The following is a 19,941-nucleotide window of genomic DNA, read 5'->3' as shown; positions in this document are numbered from 1 at the left end:
CCGAATGAAGGTGTCGCCGCAAGCAAGGGAACACACTCCGGCCCTGCCATCCCACTGGGAAGCGCGGGCCATCGAAACGGTGTCTCGGCATGGGCGCCGGCGCATCTTGTTGACCTCCTTGCTGGATGCCAAGGCGTGGCCGGCCAAGGAGATCGCGGCGCAATACCAGGAACGCTGGCACATCGAGACCAGCTACCGCGAGCTGAAGCAGGACATGTTGGGGGACGAATTGACGTTACGCAGTGGCACTCCGGAGACCGTCCGACAGGAAGTTTGGGGGACGCTCTTGGCCTACAACCTGGTCCGACTGGAGATGGCTGAGATCGCGCGGGAAGTGGGGGTTGCGCCGACCGATCTTAGCTTTACGACAGCGCTGCATTATTTGCGCTATGAGTGGAGCTGGCTGGCGATCAGCAGCCCCGGCACCTTGCCGGCGCGCTTGCTGCGTCTGCGGGAACGTCTCGGGGAGTTGTTGCTACCGAAACAACGGCGGGGGCGTGAATGCCCCCGCGTGGTGAAAAAGCTGCCGTCCCGTTACCCAATCAAACAGGTTCGATCTGCTAAGTGAACGGCATTACGGCCTAGGCCGGGCTTTGGTGCGAGTGGCTACCCTTATACCGGTTCAGGGGCCGCGATTGCCTCGTTGTTGAAGTGCAGCTGCACTTTATTGTCGGCATCGACGTCGATCGTCACCTCGCCGCCGTCGACCAGGCGGCCGAACAGCAGCTCGTCGGCCAGCGCCTTGCGGATCGTGTCCTGGATCAGGCGAGCCATCGGGCGAGCGCCCATCTGCGGGTCGAAGCCACGCTTGGCGAGGAAGGAGCGCAGAGCCTCGGTGAAGTGCGCCTCGACCTTCTTCTCGGCCAGCTGCTGTTCGAGCTGCAACAGGAACTTGTCCACCACGCGCAGGATGATGGTCTCGTCCAGCATCGAGAACGGGATCATCGCATCCAGCCGGTTGCGGAACTCCGGACTGAACAGACGCTTGATGTCGCCCATCTCGTCGCCGGCCGCCTTGCTGGCGGTAAAGCCCAGCGACGGCTTGGACAGCGATTCGGCGCCCGCGTTGGTGGTCATGATCACGATCACGTTGCGGAAGTCGGCCTTGCGCCCGTTGTTGTCTGTCAGCGTACCGTGGTCCATCACCTGCAAGAGCACGTTGAAGATATCCGGGTGCGCCTTCTCGATCTCGTCGAGCAGCAGCACTGCGTACGGATGCTTGGTGATCGCCTCGGTCAGCTGGCCGCCCTGTTCGTAACCCACATAGCCCGGAGGCGCACCGATCAGGCGCGACACCGCATGGCGCTCCATGTACTCGGACATGTCGAAGCGGATCAGCTCGACGCCGAGGCTGAACGCCAGTTGGCGTGCCACCTCGGTCTTGCCGACACCGGTCGGGCCCGAGAACAGGAAGGAGCCGATCGGCTTTTGCGGATTGCCGAGGCCGGAGCGGGCCATCTTGATCGCACCGGCCAGCGCATCGATCGCCTTGTCCTGACCGAACACTACATTGCGCAGGTCGCGGTCGAGGTTCTTCAGTGCGTTCTTGTCGTCGGACGACACTGTCTTCGGCGGAATCCGTGCGATCTTGGCGACGATGTCCTCGATCTCCGGTTTGCCGATGGTCTTCTTCTGCCGCGACTTCGGCAGGATCTTCTGCGCCGCGCCGGCTTCATCGATCACGTCGATCGCCTTGTCCGGCAGGTGGCGGTCATTGATGTAGCGGGCCGACAGCTCGGCCGCAGTCGACAGCGCCGCCTGCGTGTATTTCACGCCATGGTGCTCCTCGAAGCGGCTCTTCAGCCCCTTGAGGATCTCGATCGTCTGCTCGACCGTAGGCTCGCTGACGTCGATCTTCTGGAAGCGACGCGACAGCGCGTTGTCCTTCTCGAAGATGCCACGATACTCGTTGTAGGTGGTCGCGCCGATGCAACGCAGCGTGCCGTTGGACAGCGCCGGTTTGAGCAGGTTGGACGCATCGAGCGTGCCGCCCGATGCGGCGCCGGCACCGATCAGCGTGTGAATCTCGTCGATGAACAGGATCGCATGTTCGTCGTCGGTCAGCTGCTTGATCACCGCCTTCAGGCGCTGCTCGAAGTCGCCGCGGTATTTGGTGCCGGCGAGCAGCGCGCCCATATCGAGCGCGTACACTGATGCCTTCGCGAGCACTTCCGGCACCTCGCCGGTGACGATGCGGCGCGCCAGGCCTTCGGCGATCGCGGTCTTGCCGACCCCGGCCTCTCCGACCAGGAGCGGGTTGTTCTTGCGGCGGCGGCACAGTACCTGGATCACCCGTTCCACTTCGTGCTCGCGGCCGATCAGCGGATCGATGCGACCGTCGCGCGCCAACTGGTTCAGGTCTTGGGTGTAGTTTTCCAGCGCTCCGCCTGGACCGGTGGCTTCGTCCGATTCGCTCTCGCTCTGCTCGCGCGATTCGTTGGAGGAGGACGGCTGCGAACGCTGCTTGGTGATGCCATGCGAGATGAAATTCACCACGTCCAGACGCGAGATGCCCTGCTGGTGCAGGTAGTACACCGCGTGCGAGTCCTTCTCGCCGAAAATTGCGACGAGGATGTTGGCGCCGGTGACCTCCTTCTTGCCGGACGACTGTACGTGCAGAATCGCCCGCTGGATCACGCGCTGGAAGCCGAGCGTCGGCTGGGTTTCCACTTCATTGTCGCCAGGCACGGTCGGCGTATGCTCGTCGATAAAGTCCGACAACTGTTTCTTGAGCTGGTCGAGGTTGGCCCCGCAGGCGCGCAGTACCTCCGCCGCCGACGGGTTATCGATCATCGCCAAGAGCAGATGCTCAACGCTGATGAACTCGTGCCGTTTGCGTCTGGCATCCATGAACGCCATGTGCAGGCTTACTTCAAGCTCTTGGGCAATCATCAGTTTTCCTCCATCACACACTGAAGCGGATGCTGGTTTGCCTTAGCAAATCCCTGCACCTGCTCTACCTTGGTTGCGGCTACATCTTTGGTATAAACGCCACACACACCGCGGCCCTGTGTATGCACCTGCAGCATCACCCGGGTGGCTTTTTCCCGGTCCATAAAAAAGAAGGTCTGCAAAACTTCGACGACGAAATCCATGGGTGTAAAATCGTCGTTTAATAACAGGACCTTATAGAGCGGTGGCGGGGCAATCCGCACCCGCGATGCCTCAAGTTGGGCATCATCCTGAAACTGCGCTGACATTTGAGCCTTGGGCAAAATTGCGGACTACTTCAATTTTGGTTCCGATGGCGGGTTTTTCAAGTGAGGAGCTGTAACGGGCTATGACTTGACGTTACTGCAATGGTTGCGTAGAAATGCAGATAGGTGCTGGGCTTAACAGTTTCTGCCGGTGTCCATGACGCCGCCATGCAGCGCTTTAAGCTTTATGGTTCGGCCTCACCAGCCTCGATTTATGCATAGGAAGTAAGATGGCAACTGGTATCGTCAAATGGTTCAACGACGCTAAAGGCTTCGGTTTCATTACCCCGGATGAAGGTGGTGAGGATCTGTTTGCACACTTCTCGGCTATCAACATGCCGGGCTTCAAGACCCTGAAGGAAGGCCAGCGTGTCTCGTTCGACATCGTGTCCGGCCCGAAAGGCAAGCAAGCGTCGAACATCCAGGCCGCTTAATCGGTTTGAATGTGCAGCTGGGCGACCGAATCGATCGGCTGGCTGGACCCAAAAACCCGCCTCGGCGGGTTTTTCTATTGTGCCAATATTATTATTGGCCAAAGGTTGTAAAAAAACCCGCCATAAGGCGGGTTTTTTGTGATTTGATGCAATTGTTTACATGCGGGCGGTCATCGCTTTGCCAAACGCCGAGCAACTGATCTCGGTCGCGCCGTCCATCAGGCGGGCGAAGTCGTAGGTGACCTGCTTGTCGGCGATCGCCGCTTCCATGGCCTTGATCACCAGATCGGCGGCTTCCTTCCAGCCGAGGTGGCGCAGCATCATTTCGGCCGACAGGATCAGCGAGCCCGGGTTCACCTTGTCCTGGCCGGCGTACTTTGGCGCGGTACCGTGGGTGGCTTCGAAGATCGCGTATTGGTCGGAGATGTTGGCGCCCGGGGCGATGCCGATGCCGCCGACCTGTGCTGCCAGCGCGTCGGAGATGTAGTCGCCGTTCAGGTTCAGCGTGGCGACCACGTCGTATTCGGCCGGGCGCAGCAGGATCTGCTGCAGGAAGGCATCGGCGATCGCATCCTTGACGATGATCTCGCGGCCGGTGTTCGGGTTCTTGAACTTGCACCACGGGCCGCCGTCGATCGGCTCGGCGCCGAATTCGCTCTTGGCCAGTGCATAGGCCCAATCGCGGAAGCCACCTTCGGTGAACTTCATAATGTTGCCCTTGTGCACGATGGTCACCGACTTGCGGTCGTTGTCGATCGCGTACTGAATGGCGGCGCGCACCAGGCGCTCGGTGCCTTGCTTGGAGACCGGCTTGATGCCGATGCCCGAGGTTTCCGGGAAGCGGATCTTCTTCACGCCCATTTCGTTCTGCAGGAAGGCGATCACCTTCTTGGCGCTCTCGGACTCGGCCTGCCATTCGATGCCGGCGTAGATGTCCTCGGTGTTCTCGCGGAAGATCACCATGTCGGTCAGCTCCGGCTGCTTCAGCGGCGACGGTACGCCCTTGAAGTAGCGCACCGGGCGTACGCACTGGTACAGGTCCAGTTCCTGGCGCAGTGCCACGTTCAGCGAACGGATGCCGCCGCCGACCGGGGTGGTCATCGGGCCCTTGATCGAGACCGAGTATTCCTTCAGTGCGGCGAGGGTTTCTTCCGGCAGCCAGACGTCGCTGCCATAGAGACGGGTGGCCTTCTCGCCGGCGTACACTTCCATCCAGTGAATCTTCTTCTGGCCACCGTAGGCCTTCTCGACGGCAGCGTCGATCACGTCCTTCATGACCGGCGTAATGTCGACACCAATGCCATCGCCTTCGATGAACGGGATGATCGGGTTGTTCGGAATCGGCTGTCCCGGAACGATCTTTTGGCCGCCTGCTGGAACCTGGATATGAGATGCGCTCATTGCTGCTCCCTTCTGGTTGAGACAGAGTTGTCGTTGCAGTCGCCGGTCTGTGGCGGCTGATCTTCCGCATTCTAACCTGTTGTGACAGTGCCAAGGCGGATTGCACCAAGGCTACTTTCTAATTATCCACGAAAATCGCACCGCCTCCGAGGCGGCGCGGAAGCGGCCTCATGTCGCTCCGGAAAGCCGAAAAGCAAAAATGCCAGGGTAGGCCCCTGGCATTCTGGTTTGATGGAAAGTGTCGGCACTTTGAGTGGCGCCGACCTCTCCTAGTCGCTCGAGGCGCTCCGCTCAGACGCGCGCTGCGGCCAGCGCGGCGTTGAGGGTGGCACTCGGGCGCATCACTGCGGCGCACTTCTCGGCATCGGCGAGGTAGTAGCCGCCGATGTCGGCCTGTTTGCCCTGAACGGCCTTCAACTCGGCGATGATCTGCTGCTCGTTGTCGGTCAGCGTCTTGGCGAGCGGCGCGAAGTGGGCCTGCAGCTCCTTGTCGTCGGTCTGTTCGGCCAGCGCCTGTGCCCAGTACATCGCGAGGTAGAACTGGCTGCCACGATTGTCGAGCTCACCGGTGCGGCGCGACGGCGACTTGTCGTTGTCGAGCAGCTTGCCAGTGGCCGCGTCCAGCGTCTTGGCAAGGATCTTGGCCTTGTCGTTGCCGGTCTTGATACCCAGCTCTTCGAGCGATACGGCCAGGGCGAGGAATTCGCCCAGCGAATCCCAGCGCAGGTGGTTCTCTTCGAGCAGCTGCTGCACATGCTTCGGTGCCGAACCGCCAGCGCCGGTTTCGTACATGCCGCCGCCGGCCATCAGCGGTACGATGGACAGCATCTTGGCCGAGGTGCCCAGCTCCATGATCGGGAACAGGTCGGTCAGGTAGTCGCGCAGAATGTTGCCGGTGACCGAGATGGTGTCGAGGCCGCGGGCCACGCGCTCCAGCGTGAAACGCATCGCGCGTACCTGCGACATGATGTGGATTTCCAGACCGGTGGTGTCGTGATCCTTCAGGTAGGTTTCGACCTTCTTGATCAGTTCGTTTTCGTGCGGACGGTACGGGTCGAGCCAGAACACGGCCGGCATGCCGGAGTTGCGGGCGCGAGTGACGGCGAGCTTCACCCAGTCGCGGATCGGAGCGTCCTTAACCTGACACATGCGCCAGATGTCGCCTTCTTCCACATTCTGCGACAGCAGCACTTCGCCGGTGGCGAGGTCTGTGATGTTGGCGACGCCGGCTTCCGGGATCTCGAAGGTCTTGTCGTGCGAGCCGTATTCCTCGGCCTTCTGCGCCATCAGGCCGACGTTCGGCACGGTGCCCATGGTGCGCGGGTCGAAGTTGCCGTGCCATTTGCAGAAGCTGATCATCTCCTGATAGATGCGGGCGAAGGTCGATTCCGGCATCACGGCCTTGGCGTCGTACGGCTTGCCGTCGGCGCCCCACATCTTGCCGCCATTACGGATCATGGCGGGCATAGAGGCGTCGACGATGATGTCGTTCGGCGAGTGGAAGTTGGTGATGCCCTTGGCGGAGTCCACCATGGCCAGGCGCGGGCGGTGCTCCTGGCAGGCGTGCAGGTCGCGGATGATTTCTTCGCGCTTGGAGGCCGGCAGGGTCTCGATCTTCTCGTACAGCGTGGCCATGCCGTTGTTGACGTTGATGCCCAACTCGTCGAACAGCTTGCCGTGCTTCTCGAAGGCTTCCTTATAGTAGATCTTCACGCAGTGGCCGAACACGATCGGGTGCGACACCTTCATCATGGTGGCTTTTACGTGCAGCGAGAACAGGATGCCGGCCTGACGGCAGTCTTCCAGCTCCTTCTCGTAGAAGTCGCACAGCGCCTTCTTGCTCATGAACATCGAGTCGATGATCTCGCCGTCCTGCAGTGCGACCTTCGGCTTCAGGACGATGCTCTGGCCACTCTTGGTGACGAGCTCCATCTTCACGTCACGGGCGCGGTCCAGGGTGATGGACTTTTCGCCGTGGTAGAAGTCACCGTGCTCCATGTGCGACACGTGGGTCTGCGACCACTGCTTCCATTCGCCCATCGAGTGGGGATGCTTCTTGGCGTAGTTCTTCACTGCCAGCGGCGCGCGGCGGTCGGAGTTGCCCTCGCGCAGCACCGGGTTCACTGCCGAACCCAGACACTTGGCGTAGCGGGTCTTGATCGCTTTCTCTTCGTCGTTGGCCGGGTTTTCCGGGTAGTCGGGGATGGCGAAGCCTTTGCCCTGCAGTTCCTTGATGCAGGCCATCAGCTGGGCCACCGAGGCGCTGATGTTCGGCAGCTTGATGATGTTGGTGTCGGGGTTCTGGGTGAGGCGACCCAGTTCGCCTAGAGTGTCCGGCACTTTCTGCGCGTCGGTCAGGTAGTCAGGGAATTCGGCCAGGACACGGGCGGCCACCGAGATGTCGGCGGTGGCGATGTTGATGCCGGCTGGGGCGGCGAAGGTTTCGATGACCGGCAGGAAGGCGCTGGTTGCCAGCGCGGGGGCTTCGTCGGTCAGGGTGTAGATGATGGTCGGCTGTTCCGAAGGCATTACGCTATCTCCATGATTATCTTGTGACGACATAACGATGGCACGGGGGCTTGCTGTGGGGGACGACCCCCGTGTCGACGCGGGAAAAGACTTTGGAAAGGCGGGCTTGCTGCTGCCAGGTACGGCGGCGCCAGAGGCTGGCAGCCCGGTGACTCTCGGGCGACTTTGTTGGATGAGAATTATAACCTGTCAGGGGCGCGCTGTTTGCTGCAGTTTCGAACTTTCCTGTCGTTTTCAAGATAAACGCTTGTTCGAATATGAATTATGTCGCTCTGAAGCTACGATTTTTACTGCATATTCGAAGTAGAGTGGTTGCTTGATAGATGTTGCATTCATAAACGAACGTTTGAATTATTTTTGTGCAGGTTAAGCGTCGACCGGCGTTGTCGGTGAGGCTCTGCGGTGGTTGGACAACGGCCGGCGAGGCAGATCGGCAGGCCGATGGAACCGTGGCTTGCTATCATCCGGGCAATTGTTATTTTTTCCCCTGCCATGTCTCAACTCATCCTGCTCAACAAGCCTTACGGCGTGATCTGCCAATTCTCTGAGCACCCGAAGCATCCGACGCTCAAATCCTGCATCGACTTGCCGGGGGTCTACCCGGCAGGGCGGCTCGACACCGACAGTGAGGGGCTGCTGCTGCTGACCGATGACGGTGCGCTGCAGCACCGCATCGCCGATCCGCGCTGGAAGCTGCCAAAGACCTATTGGGTGCAGGTTGAGGGGGAGCCGAGCGACGCGCAGTTGGCGGCGTTGGAGGCCGGGGTAGATCTGGGCGATTTCGTGACGAAGCCGGCCACGGTGCGCCGGCTCAATCCGCCGTCGTTGTGGCCGCGCAACCCGCCAGTGCGCTTTCGCAAGAGCGTGCCTGACAATTGGCTCGAGATCGTGATCAGCGAAGGCAAGAACCGTCAGGTGCGTCGGATGACCGCCAAGGTCGGCCTACCGACGTTGCGGCTGGTGCGGGTGGCGATCGGTCCGTGGCGGCTTGAGGACCTGCCGCCTGGCGAGCACCGCGTGCTGGCGGTGGACCTTGCCGATTTGCCGGGCGGCAGGCAAGCTATGACGAGGGCAAAGGTTGGCCGAACGCCGCCGCGCTCGAGCGGGCACCGGCAGACCATGTCGTCCCCGACGAGCCGCAGGCGCAAACCATAAACAAGATGCGTCGGCCAAGCACAAGGGAGAACGAGGCCGATGCAGATTCCGGAATACTACAACCCGGTTGCGCGTGACATCGCGCAGGTGCTGGTGGAGGGCTTCAACAAGCACTACCGGCTGTTTCGCGAGACCGGGCGCTACGCGAAGACATTGTTTGAGCAGCAGGACTGGGAGGGGATCCAGCAGACCATCCGCGATAGGATCCAGTTCTACGACGAGCGGGTTAGCGAGACGGTACTGCGCCTGCAGCAGGAATTCCACGCCAATCTGCTGGACGACGAGATCTGGCAGCAGACCAAGCTGTACTTCATCGGTCTGTTGACCAACCACAAGCAGCCGGAATGCGCCGAGACCTTTTTCAATTCGGTGTTCTGCCGCATCCTGCACCGCGACTATTTCAACAACGACTTCATCTTCCTGCGGCCGGCGATTGCTACCGACTATATCGATTCCGACCCACCGACCTATCGCAGCTACTATCCGCGCACTGTGGGCTTGCGCCGGGTTCTGCGCCAGATCATCGGTGATTTCGACTGGGAGACACCCTTCGCGCACCTGGCACGTGACATCGGCTGCGTGCTGCGAGCGGCGTGGATGCACCTGGGCGGCGAATGGCCGGTGATCGAGGCGAACCTGCAGATCCAGGTGCTGGCGACGCCGTTCTACCGTAACAAGGCGGCGTGGATTCTGGGCAAGGTCGTGAATGGCGGGACCAGCTACCCGTTCGCGCTGGCGGTGTTTCACGATGCCGAGGGCCGGCTGACGCTCGACACGGTGCTGCTGGAACCGTGGCGGATCGGCATCCTGTTCTCGTTCAGCCGCGCCTACTTTCTGGTCGACATGGAAGTGCCGTCGGGCTATGTGCAGTTTCTGCGCTCGATGCTGCCGACCAAGAACAAGGGGGAGTTGTATACGATGCTTGGCCTGCAGAAGCAGGGCAAGAATATCTTCTACCGCGACTTCATCCACCACCTGAAGCACTCCAACGACAACTTCACCATCGCGCCGGGCATCAAGGGCCTGGTGATGCTGGTGTTCACGCTGCCTTCCTACCCGTATGTGTTCAAGCTGATCAAGGACGTGTTCGGTGGACCGAAGGAGACCGACCATGCCATGGTGATGCGCAAATACCAGCTGGTGAAGCGCCACGATAGGGTCGGGCGGATGGCCGACACGCTGGAGTTCTCCAATGTGGCGTTTCCGAAGGCGCGCTTCACTGCCGAGCTGTTGGCTGAACTGCGGGCGCAGGTGCCGTCGCTGCTCGAGGAGGACGAGGAGCGCATCGTGATCCGCCACCTTTATATCGAGCGACGGATGAAGCCGCTGAACCTGTACCTCGCCCAGGTCAACGCCGAGGAGAAGGCCCGGGCGGTGCGCGATTATGGCGACGCGATCAAGGAGTTGGCGGCGGCCAATATCTTCCCCGGCGACATGCTGTACAAGAACTTTGGTGTGACGCGCTACGGGCGGGTGATCTTCTACGACTACGACGAGATCGAGTATTTGACCGACTGCCATTTCCGGCACATTCCTGAGGCGCCGAATCTGGAGATGGAGATGTCCGGCGAGGTATGGTATCCGGTTGCACGCGGCGATGTGTTTCCGGAGGAGTTCGCCACTTTCCTGCTCGGCGACCCGGAGGTGCGCCGGGTGTTCCTCGAGCACCATGCCGACTTGTTGACGCCGGAATTCTGGCAGACCAAGCAGGAGCGGATCCGCGCCGGCTTTATCGAGGACTTTTTCCCCTATCCGCAACACCTGCGTTTCGGCCGCAGTCGCGGCCGGGCGTGCTGAACGCAACAAGGGGAGCCTTGCGGCTCCCCTGGGCGTTGATGGCAGCTTCGTCCTAGCGGGCCGGCTCTTCACCACGTTGGTCTTGGAAGTAGGCGACCGGTCCGGCACTGGTCAGGCCGATGTGGAAGCACGCCGTGCTCGGGAGTGTCACACCGGGTTGCTCGGCGGCGCGGACGATCTCGAACAGGACTTCAACCTCTTTGAAACGTTTGGCGATCCTGACGTTGCCGGTCAGCCAAGCGCGAATCGCCTCGGCCTGCGGGTGATCGTTCTCGATGGTCAGCTCGCGGTTGGGGCAACTGACCAGCCCAATGGCTGGCGGAATGGAAATTGAGAGCTCGGCCAGTTGCTGTTCAACCAGCTTGCTGAATTTGGCCAGCTGGCGACTGGCGCGTGCGCGGATGGCGGCCAGCGTCAAGCGGCCGTCTTGGTTGCCTTGGCCGAATAAGCGGGCCAGGCCAGGATTTTTGGTGCTCAAACTGATCTGCATGACGTAAAGCTCCTGCTTTTCTTTTAACGACGAACTGCTGCTCACTATAGAAAACCCCGGTTCTCATGCCGGGTTTTTTTACAACGGAATGACAAGCGGTTGCCAATGATAACGGTAGTTACCATCTGGGCCTTGCTTTAAAAATAAGACATATTTTAAGAATTGAAATGAAAAAATGGCCGAGCGGTTGGCTCGGCCATTGCAGGATTTTAAATATTTTTAAAAACAGATAGTTATATTGTCATTTTCTTCAGTTCGTACAGCAGCGCCAGTGCCTCGCGCGGGCTGAGGCTGTCCGGATCTAGGTCGCCGAGGCGGTCCACCGCCGGATGAGGGGCTGGCTCGGCCGGTTCGGCCACCGGTACCGCGAACAGATCGGGCTGGCGGTGCGCGCTGGCTGCCTGCGACTCCAGTTCGGCCAGATGTCGGCGCGCCTCGCGGATCACCTTGCCCGGCACACCGGCCAGCTGCGCCACGGCCAAGCCGTAGCTCTGGCTCGCCGGGCCGTCCTCGACGTGGTGCAGGAACACGATACTGTCCTTGTGTTCGACCGCGGACAGGTGCACGTTGGCGACCTGGGCGAACTCGTCGGCGAGGCGCGTTAGCTCGAAGTAGTGGGTGGCGAACAGCGTGTAGGCGCGGTTCTTGTCGATCAGCGCGCGCGCGATCGCCCAGGCCAGCGCCAGGCCGTCGAAGGTGGAGGTGCCGCGGCCGACCTCGTCCATCAGCACCAGGCTATGCTCTGTGGCGTTGTTGAGGATATTGGCGGTCTCGGTCATCTCGACCATGAAGGTGGAGCGCCCGCCGGCCAGGTCGTCCGACGCGCCGATGCGGGTGAAGATGCGGTCCACCTCGCCGATCACCGCGCGGTCGGCCGGCACAAAGCTGCCGATGTGGGCGAGCAGGGTGATCAGCGCCACCTGGCGCATATAGGTCGACTTACCACCCATGTTCGGGCCGGTGATCAGCAAGAGCTTGCGCTCGGCGCCGAGGCGGGTGTCATTGGCGATGAAGCGGTCGACCTCGGCCTCGACCACCGGGTGGCGGCCATTCTCGATGGTCAGTTCCACACCCGGCACGAATTCCGGCTCGACATAGCCGAGCGTGTCGCCGCGCTCGGCCAACGTCGCCAGCACGTCGAGGGTGGCGGTGGCCTGGGCGATGAGCTTCAGCTCGGCGATGTGGGCGGCCAGTTCGTCGAGCAGCGCCTCGTAGAGCTGCTTCTCCAGCATCAGCGCGCGGTCGTTGGCCGACAGCGCCTTGTCCTCGAATTCCTTCAGCTCTGGCGTGATGTAGCGCTCGGCGTTCTTCAGCGTCTGGCGGCGGCGGTAGTCGTCCGGCACCTTGTCGCCCTGCGCCTTGCTCACCTCGATGTAGAAGCCGTGCACGCGGTTGTACTCGACCTTCAGCGTGCTGATGCCGGTGCGCTCCTTCTCGCGTGCCTCGAGCTGCAGCAGGAAGTCGCCGCAGTTCTGCTGGATCGCGCGCAGCTCGTCGAGCGTCGGCGAGTAGCCGTGGTTGATCACGCCGCCGTCGCGCAGGAAGGTGGCCGGCTCCGGCAGGATGGCGCGAGCGAGCAGCGCGGCGACGTCCGATTCACGCGGCAGCACGCCGGCGAGCTGTTGCAGCAACGGGCTGTCGAGCTGTTCGGCCAAGGTCCGGGTTGCCTCCAGCGCCTTCAGGCTGTCGCGCAGCGCAGCCAGATCGCGCGGGCGGGCGCTGCGCAGCGCAACGCGCGCGGTGATGCGCTCCACGTCGCCGACCTCGGCGAGGCTGTCGCGCACGCCCTGCCAAGCGTCACGTAGCACGCGCACCGCGGACAGGCGTTCGGCCAGCTTGCCGTGGCGGCGGATCGGGTGGTGCAGCCAGTGGGCCAGCAGGCGGCTGCCCATGCTGGTCGCGCAGGTGTCGAGCAGCGACAGCAGCGTCGGGCTCGGCTCGCCGCGGATGGTCTCGGTCAGCTCCAGGTTGCGGCGGGTGGCGGCGTCGAGGCGGATCAGCTCGCGCGCGTCCTCGACGGCGAGGTTGGCGATGTGGCTGGGCTGCACGCCCTGGGTCGACTTCACGTACTCAAGCAGCGCGCCGGCACAGCCGATCGCTACGTGCATGCCGTCGACGCCGAAGCCGGCCAGGTCGCGGGTGCCGAAGTGGCGGGTCAGTGTGGCGGTGGACGACTCGGTGTCGAACTGCCAGGCCGGCAGGCGTTGGCTGGGGATGCCGAGCTGGGCCAGCAGCGGGATATCTAGCCCGTCCGGCAGCACGATCTCGGCCGGGCGTAGGCGCTCCAGCTCGCTGGACAGCTCATCGATGCTGGTCTGCTGCAGGCGGAATTCGCCGCTGGCGAGCGAGATCCAGCCGAGGCCCAGCGTGCCGCGCTGGCTGTTGAGCGCCAGCACGCGGTTGTCGCGCTTGTCGTCGAGCAGCGCTGCGTCGGTCAAGGTCCCTGGCGTCACCACCCGCACCACCTTGCGTTCCACCGGGCCCTTCGCGAGTGCCGGGTCGCCGATCTGCTCGGCGATCGCCACCGACTCGCCCAGCTTCACCAGCCGCGCCAGATAGCCCTCGGCCGCGTGGTATGGGACGCCGGCCATCTTGATCGGCACACCGGCGGTGGCGCCGCGAGTGGTCAGCGTGATGTCCAACAGGCGGGCGGCCTTTTCCGCGTCCTCGTAGAACAGCTCGTAGAAGTCGCCCATGCGGTAGAACAGCAGCTTGTCCGGATGGTCCCGCTTGAGCGAGAAGTATTGCGCCATCATCGGCGTGTGGGCGGGGGCCTTGTCTTTGTTCACTGCACGGTCCATGGCTTGAAAGCGTTTGATACGGTAACCGGCCATTCTACCGGAGCACGAGTAGCCGCGCCGCAGGCCGGAAACGACAACGCCCTGCACGGGGCAGGGCGTTGTGAGGGCGGGGCGGGGATTTAGCCCTTCAGGTGCGGCGCGAAGATGTGCAGCAGCTGGCCGAGCACCTTCGGGTTGGCGGCGACGATGTCGCCCGATTCCAACCAACCGTCTTCGCCGGTCAGGTCGGTGACGATGCCGCCGGCTTCCTGCACCAGCAGCGCGCCTGCGGCGATGTCCCACGGCTTCAGATTGAATTCGAAGAAGCCGTCGACGCGACCACAGGCCACGTTGGCCAGGTCCAGCGCGGCGGAGCCTTCGCGGCGGCCACCGGCGGTCTTGGCCAGCACGTCCTTCAGCATGGCGAAGTAGGTGTCGATCATCGACTGGTCGACCACCGGGAAGCCGGTGGCGATCAGGCATTCGTTCATGTTGATGCGCTTGGAGACGCGGATACGGCGGTCGTTCAGGAACGCACCCACACCGCGGCTGGCGGTGAACAGGTCGTTGCGGTTCGGATCGTAGACCACGGCTTGCTGGATCTGGCCCTTGTGGGCGAGAGCGATGGAGACCGCATATTGTTGGTGACCGTGCAGGAAGTTGGTGGTGCCATCGAGCGGGTCGATGATCCACTCGTATTCGGACTGGCCAATGCCCTGTGCGCCGGATTCTTCGGCCAGCACGCCATGCTTCGGATACGCTTCGAGAATGGTCTCGATGATCGCCGTTTCGGCGTTGCGGTCGACTTCGGACACAAAGTCGTTGGCTTTCTTGCGCTCGACGCGGATCACGTCGACGTTCAGCGAAGCGCGCTGGATCACGGTGGCAGCACGGCGCGCGGCCTTCACCGCGACGTTGAGCATAGGATGCATGTCTGGCCTTTTCTACACGGTCTGACGCCGCCGGCCCGAGCGTCGGGCGGCCTGCGTCGTTACAATATGGGTTAAGGAACGATAAAAACCCGCGATCGACGCGGGTCTTTGTAATATGGCCGACATTGTACGCGACAACTACTCATGAATAAACCCGAAGTCCCTGATTTTTTGAAGAACATTCGCGTCGTGCTGGCGCGACCGAGCCACCCGGGCAACATCGGTTCGGCCGCACGCGCGATGAAGACCATGGGCCTGACCAATCTGTATCTGGTCGAGCCCAAGGCCTTTCCGCATCCCGAGGCCGACACGCTGGCTTCCGGCGCGGTGGATGTGCTGGAGCGCGCCACCGTGCTACCGACGCTGGCCGACGCGCTGGCCGACGTCACCATCGCCTGCGCGCTGACCAGCCGCCGCCGTGAGCTGACCACGCCGTTGTCCACCCCGCGCGAGGCGGTGCCGGAGCTGCTGGCGCGCGCCAAGGCTGGCGAGCAGGTGGCGCTGGTGTTCGGCAACGAGACCTTCGGCCTGTCGATCGACGAGGTCGAGCTGTGCAACCGGCTGGTGACGATCCCGGGCAATCCAGACTACTTCTCGCTGAACCTGTCGCAGGCGGTGCAGGTGCTCTGCTACGAGCTGTTCAGCCAGGTCGACCTGCCGCTGCCGCATCTGGAGCAGGAATCGCAGCCGGCCACCCAGGCTGAGGTAGACGGCATGCTCGGCCATCTGGAGAGCGCGATGACCAAGAGCGGCTATTTCGAGCGCCGCAACAGCGAGCGGCTGATGCGCCGCATGCGCCGCCTGTTCGGCCGCGCCGACGTGGAGCGCGAGGAGATCGACATCCTGCGCGGCTTCTGGAAACAGGTGGAGCGCGTGGCCGACCAGGCGCGCGGTGACAAGCAGGACTGAACAAGGAATCGCCGATGAATGTCGCCCTCGATGCGCTGTGGTGGCGCCTGCAGCACCCACAAGTCCGCGATCTGGCCGCGCTGCTGGTGGCGCCGCCGCCGTGGCTGACCGGGCGTGAGCTGACGCTGCCGCAACTGTTGGGCGAACACGGCTTCCGCTACCTGTTGGCGCTGGACGCCCGGCCCGAGCCGCTGACTGGCTGGCTGGCCAAAGAGTCGGTCAGCCGGCTCGGCCGCTATGCCGAGCGGCTGTTGATGTTCTGGTTCGCCAACGCGCCGCACAGCGAGCTGGTATCGGCCAACCTGGCGGTGCACGACGGCAAGGACACCGTCGGCGAATACGATTTCCTGGTGAGGCTGAACGGCGAGCCCTGGCACCTGGAGCTGGCCTGCAAGTACTACATGATGCTGGGAGAGGGGCCGGACACGCTGGTCGGGCCGAGCCTGCGCGACGCCTGGCGGCTGAAGTACCACAAGCTGCATCACCAGCTCGGCCTGTCCGGCCGGGCTCCGGGGCGCGCGGCTTTGCCGGACGGTTTTGCCGGCGCGCGCTGCGCTTCGGTGCTGCGCGGCACGTTGTGCTACCGCGATGGCCCGTGGTTGGACGAACCGCTGTCGCCGTTGCAGTGGCACGGCTGGTGGCGGCCGCTTGGCGAAGCCTGGCCGGTGTCGCGCGACGACAGCCGCTGGGTGTGGCTGCCTCGCTTACGCTGGCTGTCGCCGGCACGGGTCGACGAAGCGCTGGTGCAGCGTATGGAGGACCTGCAGGCGCAGTTGGCTGGCAACGACGTGCCACAGCTGGTGGCTGAGTGTGAGAAACGGCCGGACGGCCACTGGCACGAGATCGCGCGCGGTTTCGTGGTGCCGGTGGGCTGGCCCAACCCGGAGCGGCTCGACGCCTTGCTGCGCCGCGCCAGTGCGCGCGGGTGAGCGTGATCTACTCTTTCGCCCAACACGGCAATACTTCTTCCACCTGCCGGCCACTTAGGCCGGGTCATCCCCCATCTTTCATCGGCGGCTAAGACCGTCGGTTTCCCGTCCTCGGCAACTTTCAAAATCCTCCTTACCACTATGGGGCCGTAGCACGTGATGAACGCCTTGGGTGCCGCCGCGCCGACGCTGTGCCGGTGCAAACCCACGCGCAATGGGCGTTTGGCAAACGGGCGTTTCACGTCTTCGGGCTTGATTTTGCCTAGGTTTTGCCTACAACAATGAATTGTTGCCACCCTTTTGGGTTTGCTAAAGACATAAAATTCAACTGATCAATATTTGAGATCCAGTGCTTGTTTTAACGTCTTGTGTGGCTGTATAGCTCAAATAATATGGTGTTCGTGTTAATAAATGCTAACAGGTTACTTAAAGGCATTGTTTAAATAAATGCAATGGATCAATGTCTGTTTTATGTTGCTTGCAACAATATCAATATTAATCATTTCTGCTATTGGTCGGGTGAGTAATTACTTACTCGACATGAAATATTTTACGCTTGAGCATGGGAGGGGAAATGGGAAAAGGGGGTCGTGGGGTTTCGGCTTGGCCGCTTGCTCTGCTAGCGCCGCTGGCCGTGATACCGCTGCAAGCTGGGGCGGCGGGAAAGAGCGTTGCTCAATTGGAACAGGACATGGCAGCTTTGCAGGCTGAAAACCAGAGCCTAGAGCAAAGAATCCAGCAGCTAGAGAGTCGTTTGGCTGCATTGGCGCCAAGCTCGCAAGCGGCCGCTCAACCTATGGCCACGGCCACTCAACCTATGACCAGGTCGGCACCTCCAGCGGCTACGGTGCTTGCCAGTACCACTACGCCAACCACGGATGTCACCCAGACGACTTCGGCATCGACGATAAGAACAGTCGATGATGTGCCGAAAAGTGTGGAGGACATTTATCAAACTGCCAGCGGATTTTTCAGCTCCAGCAAATTCTCGATCGAGCCAAGCTTTTCCTACAGCTATTACGATGTTCACGAGATGACGCTGAATGGCTTTCTTGCGTTGGATTCGATATTTTTGGGAAACATCAATATCGATCGTATCAAAAGCGACACTTATACCTTTGACGTGACGACCCGTTATTCTCCAACGCCACGTTTGCAGTTTGATATTGATGTTCCGATGATCGGTAGGGATTCTACGTATTTCTCCGGTGGAGTGGGTGGGTCATCAACAACACTTTCACAATCCCAGTTGAGCCAGGCGCCAAAACTTGGCGATGTCTCCGCCGGGATTTCGTACAAACTGGTTCAGGAAGACGCTGACTGGCCCGATATCGTCGGTAGCATCAGGGTAAAGGCCCCGACGGGTAAAGAGCCCTATGGTATTAAGGTACGGACCGACCCCAATAATGACAATCTCTCCGTGCCGGATAGCATGCCGACGGGTAATGGCTTGTGGGCGGCGACTGCAGGGATGTCGTTTGTGAAGACGATTGATCCTGCCGTGGTCTTCGCAAACCTTGGCTATACTTATTATTTTGATCGGCATTTCAACGATATCAGCTCAAATGCCAATCAGCAGGTTCCGGGGTCGATTAAGCTGGGGAATAGCTGGCAATTAGGCGCCGGTGTCGCCTTTGCCCTGAATGACAGGATAAGTCTTGGCATGTCTTATTCGCAGCAGATTGAGCAAGGCAGCCAGACAAAAGTGGATGGTGGGAGTTGGCAAGGTATTACGGGTAGTGATGCCAATGCAGCTAGCATTAACCTTGGTTTAACTTTCGCGATGAGTAGGCACTTTTCTATCATCCCGACGGTTTCCTTCGGTCTAACGCCTGACTCGCCTAACTATTCGCTGTCCGTAAGGTTCCCTTACCAGTTCTAACGTAGAAACGGAAGGAAGTGAGGTCGCTATGTTTCCCAAGCAAATAGTGGTATTGGGGGGCGAAAATGAGCCTGATTTTCTTGAGACGCTGAGAAAAGAAGGCTGGACCGTACTGCCGGTGCGCAGTGCAACTCAACTTGGTGCGCTCAACCGTGATACCGATAGCACGGCCTGTGGCTTGCTTCTGGCCGGTGCGCAGTTCGAGAAACAGCTGCCTCGCTTTCGATCTCTGCTGTTGTCGACCGATTTTGAATGGGTCGTGCTACTGGAACAGCAGATGTTGGAGATATCGGAGGTGCGGCAGTTTGTTTATGAGTGCTGTTACGACTATCACCATAGGCCGATCGACGCCAAGCGCCTCTTGGTGACGCTGGGGCGCTTGCGAGGCAAGGCGCTGCTGAGGCACCGACAGTACGATGTCGAGGCGCCAATTGGGGAGCTGATAGGGGAGCACCCGGTGATGGTGCAGTTGCGGAAGAACGCGCAACGCATTGCACGTAGCCAGGCCAACGTGTTGATCACTGGAGAGAGCGGTACCGGTAAAGAACTGGTCGCTCGCACGATCCATCGCCTATCGGACCGCAGTCATGGGGTCTTTCAGGCGGTCAATTGTGGTGCATTACCGGGCAGCCTTGTCCAATCAGAGCTTTTTGGCTATGAGAAGGGGGCCTTTACGGGGGCCAGTGAGCGCCGGCTGGGGCGTATCGAGTCCGCTTCGGGTGGGACGCTGTTTCTCGATGAAATCGGCGACATGGCATTGGAAGCTCAGGTCAACCTGCTGCGCTTTCTCCAGGAGGGGACCATTGAGCGGCTCGGCTCCCCGCACCCGATTGGCGTGAATGTCCGCGTGGTGGCGGCAACGCACGTGGATCTGATGGGCAGGGTTAGGCAAGGCGGGTTCCGCGAGGACCTGTACTATCGGCTCAATGTTTGCACCATCCATATTCCGCCGCTGCGCGAGCGTCCGTCGGACATTATTCCGATCGCGCAACATCTCATCGCTTGCCATGCCGAGAACCTCGGGGTTCCAAAGCGGCGGCTGAGCAGCGAGAGCGTGCAGGCGTTGGTCAACCACGCCTGGCCGGGCAATGTGCGCGAGCTGACCAACCGACTCAGCCAAGGGCTGGTAATGAGCTCCGGCCGGTTTATCAAGCCAAAGGATATGGGGCTTGAAGCTGGGGTTGAGCCGTCAATCTACCCCTTGGACAAGGAAAGGGAAAATGCCGAGCGCGAAGCGCTGAGAATTGCCCTTGCGATCAATCAGGGCAATCGTAGCAAGGTGGCCCGCTCACTCGGGGTGTCGAGGGCAACGCTGTATCGTTTGCTAAATAAGCATCAGCTGCTCGACCTTGCCGATGCAACATCGTAGCCGGCGTTTGACGACACGAATGGTGAAGTAAGTAAATGCAAAGGCGCGGCCCTCGGTTTCGTTGAGGGCCGCTCTCTTGTTTTGGCATCTTGAAGGGCAGCGTGGTTGCTGGTGTGGATGACAGTGCTTGGCTTGCA

At 61.2% G+C, this 19,941-nt stretch carries 15 protein-coding genes; 8 read left to right on the top strand and 7 right to left on the bottom strand.

What is annotated here, in order from left to right; translation table 11 throughout:
• Nucleotides 1-568 (top strand): transposase (locus tag QU481_RS08655; protein WP_289829552.1); only part of this gene is annotated, 568 nt, incomplete at its 5' end.
• Nucleotides 569-612: 44 nt separating this feature from the next.
• Here QU481_RS08655 and clpA read toward each other — a convergent pair.
• Both clpA and clpS read right to left on the bottom strand, forming a co-directional pair.
• Entirely contained in the window at nucleotides 613-2,892 is a 2,280-nt protein-coding gene (clpA, locus tag QU481_RS08650) for an ATP-dependent Clp protease ATP-binding subunit ClpA (RefSeq protein ID WP_289829551.1), read from the bottom strand.
• On the bottom strand, nucleotides 2,892-3,200 hold the full coding sequence (clpS, locus tag QU481_RS08645) for an ATP-dependent Clp protease adapter ClpS (protein WP_289829550.1): 309 nt from the start codon (nucleotides 3,198-3,200) through the stop codon (nucleotides 2,892-2,894). Before clpS ends, clpA begins: the two co-directional genes overlap by 1 nt.
• Nucleotides 3,201-3,427: 227 nt before the next feature.
• On the opposite strand from clpS, the gene QU481_RS08640 reads away from it, so the two are divergent.
• Nucleotides 3,428-3,631, top strand: a complete 204-nt coding sequence (locus QU481_RS08640; RefSeq protein ID WP_289829549.1) for a cold-shock protein — start codon at nucleotides 3,428-3,430, stop codon at nucleotides 3,629-3,631.
• A gap of 156 nt (nucleotides 3,632-3,787) precedes the next feature.
• Here the strand turns inward: QU481_RS08640 and icd are convergent, their stop codons facing one another.
• Together icd and QU481_RS08630 are read right to left on the bottom strand one after the other, a co-directional pair.
• Nucleotides 3,788-5,032: an NADP-dependent isocitrate dehydrogenase gene (gene icd, locus QU481_RS08635; protein WP_289829548.1), complete on the bottom strand. Its 1,245-nt coding sequence runs from the start codon at nucleotides 5,030-5,032 to the stop codon at nucleotides 3,788-3,790.
• A gap of 291 nt (nucleotides 5,033-5,323) precedes the next feature.
• Entirely contained in the window at nucleotides 5,324-7,561 is a 2,238-nt protein-coding gene (locus QU481_RS08630; protein WP_289829547.1) for an NADP-dependent isocitrate dehydrogenase, read from the bottom strand.
• A gap of 492 nt (nucleotides 7,562-8,053) precedes the next feature.
• On the opposite strand from QU481_RS08630, the gene QU481_RS08625 reads away from it, so the two are divergent.
• Together QU481_RS08625 and aceK are read left to right on the top strand one after the other, a co-directional pair.
• Nucleotides 8,054-8,716 carry a pseudouridine synthase gene (locus QU481_RS08625; protein ID WP_289829546.1) on the top strand — a complete coding sequence of 221 codons (663 nt, stop codon included), beginning with the start codon at nucleotides 8,054-8,056 and terminating at the stop codon, nucleotides 8,714-8,716.
• Nucleotides 8,717-8,755: 39 nt separating this feature from the next.
• Nucleotides 8,756-10,513: a bifunctional isocitrate dehydrogenase kinase/phosphatase gene (gene aceK, locus QU481_RS08620; protein ID WP_289829545.1), complete on the top strand. Its 1,758-nt coding sequence runs from the start codon at nucleotides 8,756-8,758 to the stop codon at nucleotides 10,511-10,513.
• 52 nt (nucleotides 10,514-10,565) lie between these two features.
• On the opposite strand, the gene QU481_RS08615 is transcribed toward aceK, so the two are convergent.
• The 3 genes from QU481_RS08615 to QU481_RS08605 form a co-directional block, all read right to left on the bottom strand.
• Nucleotides 10,566-11,048: a hypothetical protein gene (locus QU481_RS08615; RefSeq protein ID WP_289829544.1), complete on the bottom strand. Its 483-nt coding sequence runs from the start codon at nucleotides 11,046-11,048 to the stop codon at nucleotides 10,566-10,568.
• 188 nt (nucleotides 11,049-11,236) lie between these two features.
• Complete coding sequence (mutS, locus tag QU481_RS08610) at nucleotides 11,237-13,759, bottom strand: DNA mismatch repair protein MutS (protein WP_289829556.1); 2,523 nt, start codon at nucleotides 13,757-13,759, stop codon at nucleotides 11,237-11,239.
• A gap of 164 nt (nucleotides 13,760-13,923) precedes the next feature.
• Nucleotides 13,924-14,715: an inositol monophosphatase family protein gene (locus QU481_RS08605; RefSeq protein WP_289829543.1), complete on the bottom strand. Its 792-nt coding sequence runs from the start codon at nucleotides 14,713-14,715 to the stop codon at nucleotides 13,924-13,926.
• A gap of 144 nt (nucleotides 14,716-14,859) precedes the next feature.
• Between QU481_RS08605 and QU481_RS08600 the strand changes: the two genes are divergently transcribed.
• The 4 genes from QU481_RS08600 to QU481_RS08585 all read left to right on the top strand — a co-directional run bounded on the left by QU481_RS08600 (nucleotide 14,860) and on the right by QU481_RS08585 (nucleotide 19,804).
• Nucleotides 14,860-15,624, top strand: coding sequence for an RNA methyltransferase (locus tag QU481_RS08600; RefSeq protein ID WP_289829542.1), 765 nt, complete (start codon nucleotides 14,860-14,862; stop codon nucleotides 15,622-15,624).
• 14 nt (nucleotides 15,625-15,638) lie between these two features.
• Entirely contained in the window at nucleotides 15,639-16,553 is a 915-nt protein-coding gene (locus QU481_RS08595) for a DUF1853 family protein (protein WP_289829541.1), read from the top strand.
• A gap of 574 nt (nucleotides 16,554-17,127) precedes the next feature.
• Nucleotides 17,128-18,435 (top strand): autotransporter outer membrane beta-barrel domain-containing protein, encoded by a 1,308-nt coding sequence (locus QU481_RS08590; RefSeq protein ID WP_289829540.1) that lies wholly within the window; start codon nucleotides 17,128-17,130, stop codon nucleotides 18,433-18,435.
• Between the two features lie 28 nt (nucleotides 18,436-18,463).
• Complete coding sequence (locus QU481_RS08585; protein WP_289829539.1) at nucleotides 18,464-19,804, top strand: sigma-54 dependent transcriptional regulator; 1,341 nt, start codon at nucleotides 18,464-18,466, stop codon at nucleotides 19,802-19,804.
• The last annotated feature ends 137 nt before the right edge of the window (nucleotides 19,805-19,941 follow it).

It is taken from the genome of Crenobacter oryzisoli, from assembly GCF_030385785.1.
In the GTDB taxonomy this organism is placed as follows: Bacteria; Pseudomonadota; Gammaproteobacteria; order Burkholderiales; family Chromobacteriaceae; genus Crenobacter_A; species Crenobacter_A oryzisoli.
This window is presented reverse-complemented; position numbering and strand designations above follow the sequence as displayed.

Bases quoted from the DNA above. Each gene is read 5' to 3' on its own strand.
- clpA (WP_289829551.1), bottom strand. From the start codon at position 2,892: ATGATTGCCCAAGAGCTTGAAGTAAGCCTGCACATGGCGTTCATGGAT.
- clpS (WP_289829550.1), bottom strand. From the start codon at position 3,200: ATGTCAGCGCAGTTTCAGGATGATGCCCAACTTGAGGCATCGCGGGTG.
- QU481_RS08640 (WP_289829549.1), top strand. From the start codon at position 3,428: ATGGCAACTGGTATCGTCAAATGGTTCAACGACGCTAAAGGCTTCGGT.
- icd (WP_289829548.1), bottom strand. From the start codon at position 5,032: ATGAGCGCATCTCATATCCAGGTTCCAGCAGGCGGCCAAAAGATCGTT.
- QU481_RS08630 (WP_289829547.1), bottom strand. From the start codon at position 7,561: ATGCCTTCGGAACAGCCGACCATCATCTACACCCTGACCGACGAAGCC.
- QU481_RS08625 (WP_289829546.1), top strand. From the start codon at position 8,054: ATGTCTCAACTCATCCTGCTCAACAAGCCTTACGGCGTGATCTGCCAA.
- aceK (WP_289829545.1), top strand. From the start codon at position 8,756: ATGCAGATTCCGGAATACTACAACCCGGTTGCGCGTGACATCGCGCAG.
- mutS (WP_289829556.1), bottom strand. From the start codon at position 13,759: ATGATGGCGCAATACTTCTCGCTCAAGCGGGACCATCCGGACAAGCTG.
- QU481_RS08605 (WP_289829543.1), bottom strand. From the start codon at position 14,715: ATGCATCCTATGCTCAACGTCGCGGTGAAGGCCGCGCGCCGTGCTGCC.
- QU481_RS08600 (WP_289829542.1), top strand. From the start codon at position 14,860: ATGAATAAACCCGAAGTCCCTGATTTTTTGAAGAACATTCGCGTCGTG.
- QU481_RS08595 (WP_289829541.1), top strand. From the start codon at position 15,639: ATGAATGTCGCCCTCGATGCGCTGTGGTGGCGCCTGCAGCACCCACAA.
- QU481_RS08590 (WP_289829540.1), top strand. From the start codon at position 17,128: ATGGGAAAAGGGGGTCGTGGGGTTTCGGCTTGGCCGCTTGCTCTGCTA.
- QU481_RS08585 (WP_289829539.1), top strand. From the start codon at position 18,464: ATGTTTCCCAAGCAAATAGTGGTATTGGGGGGCGAAAATGAGCCTGAT.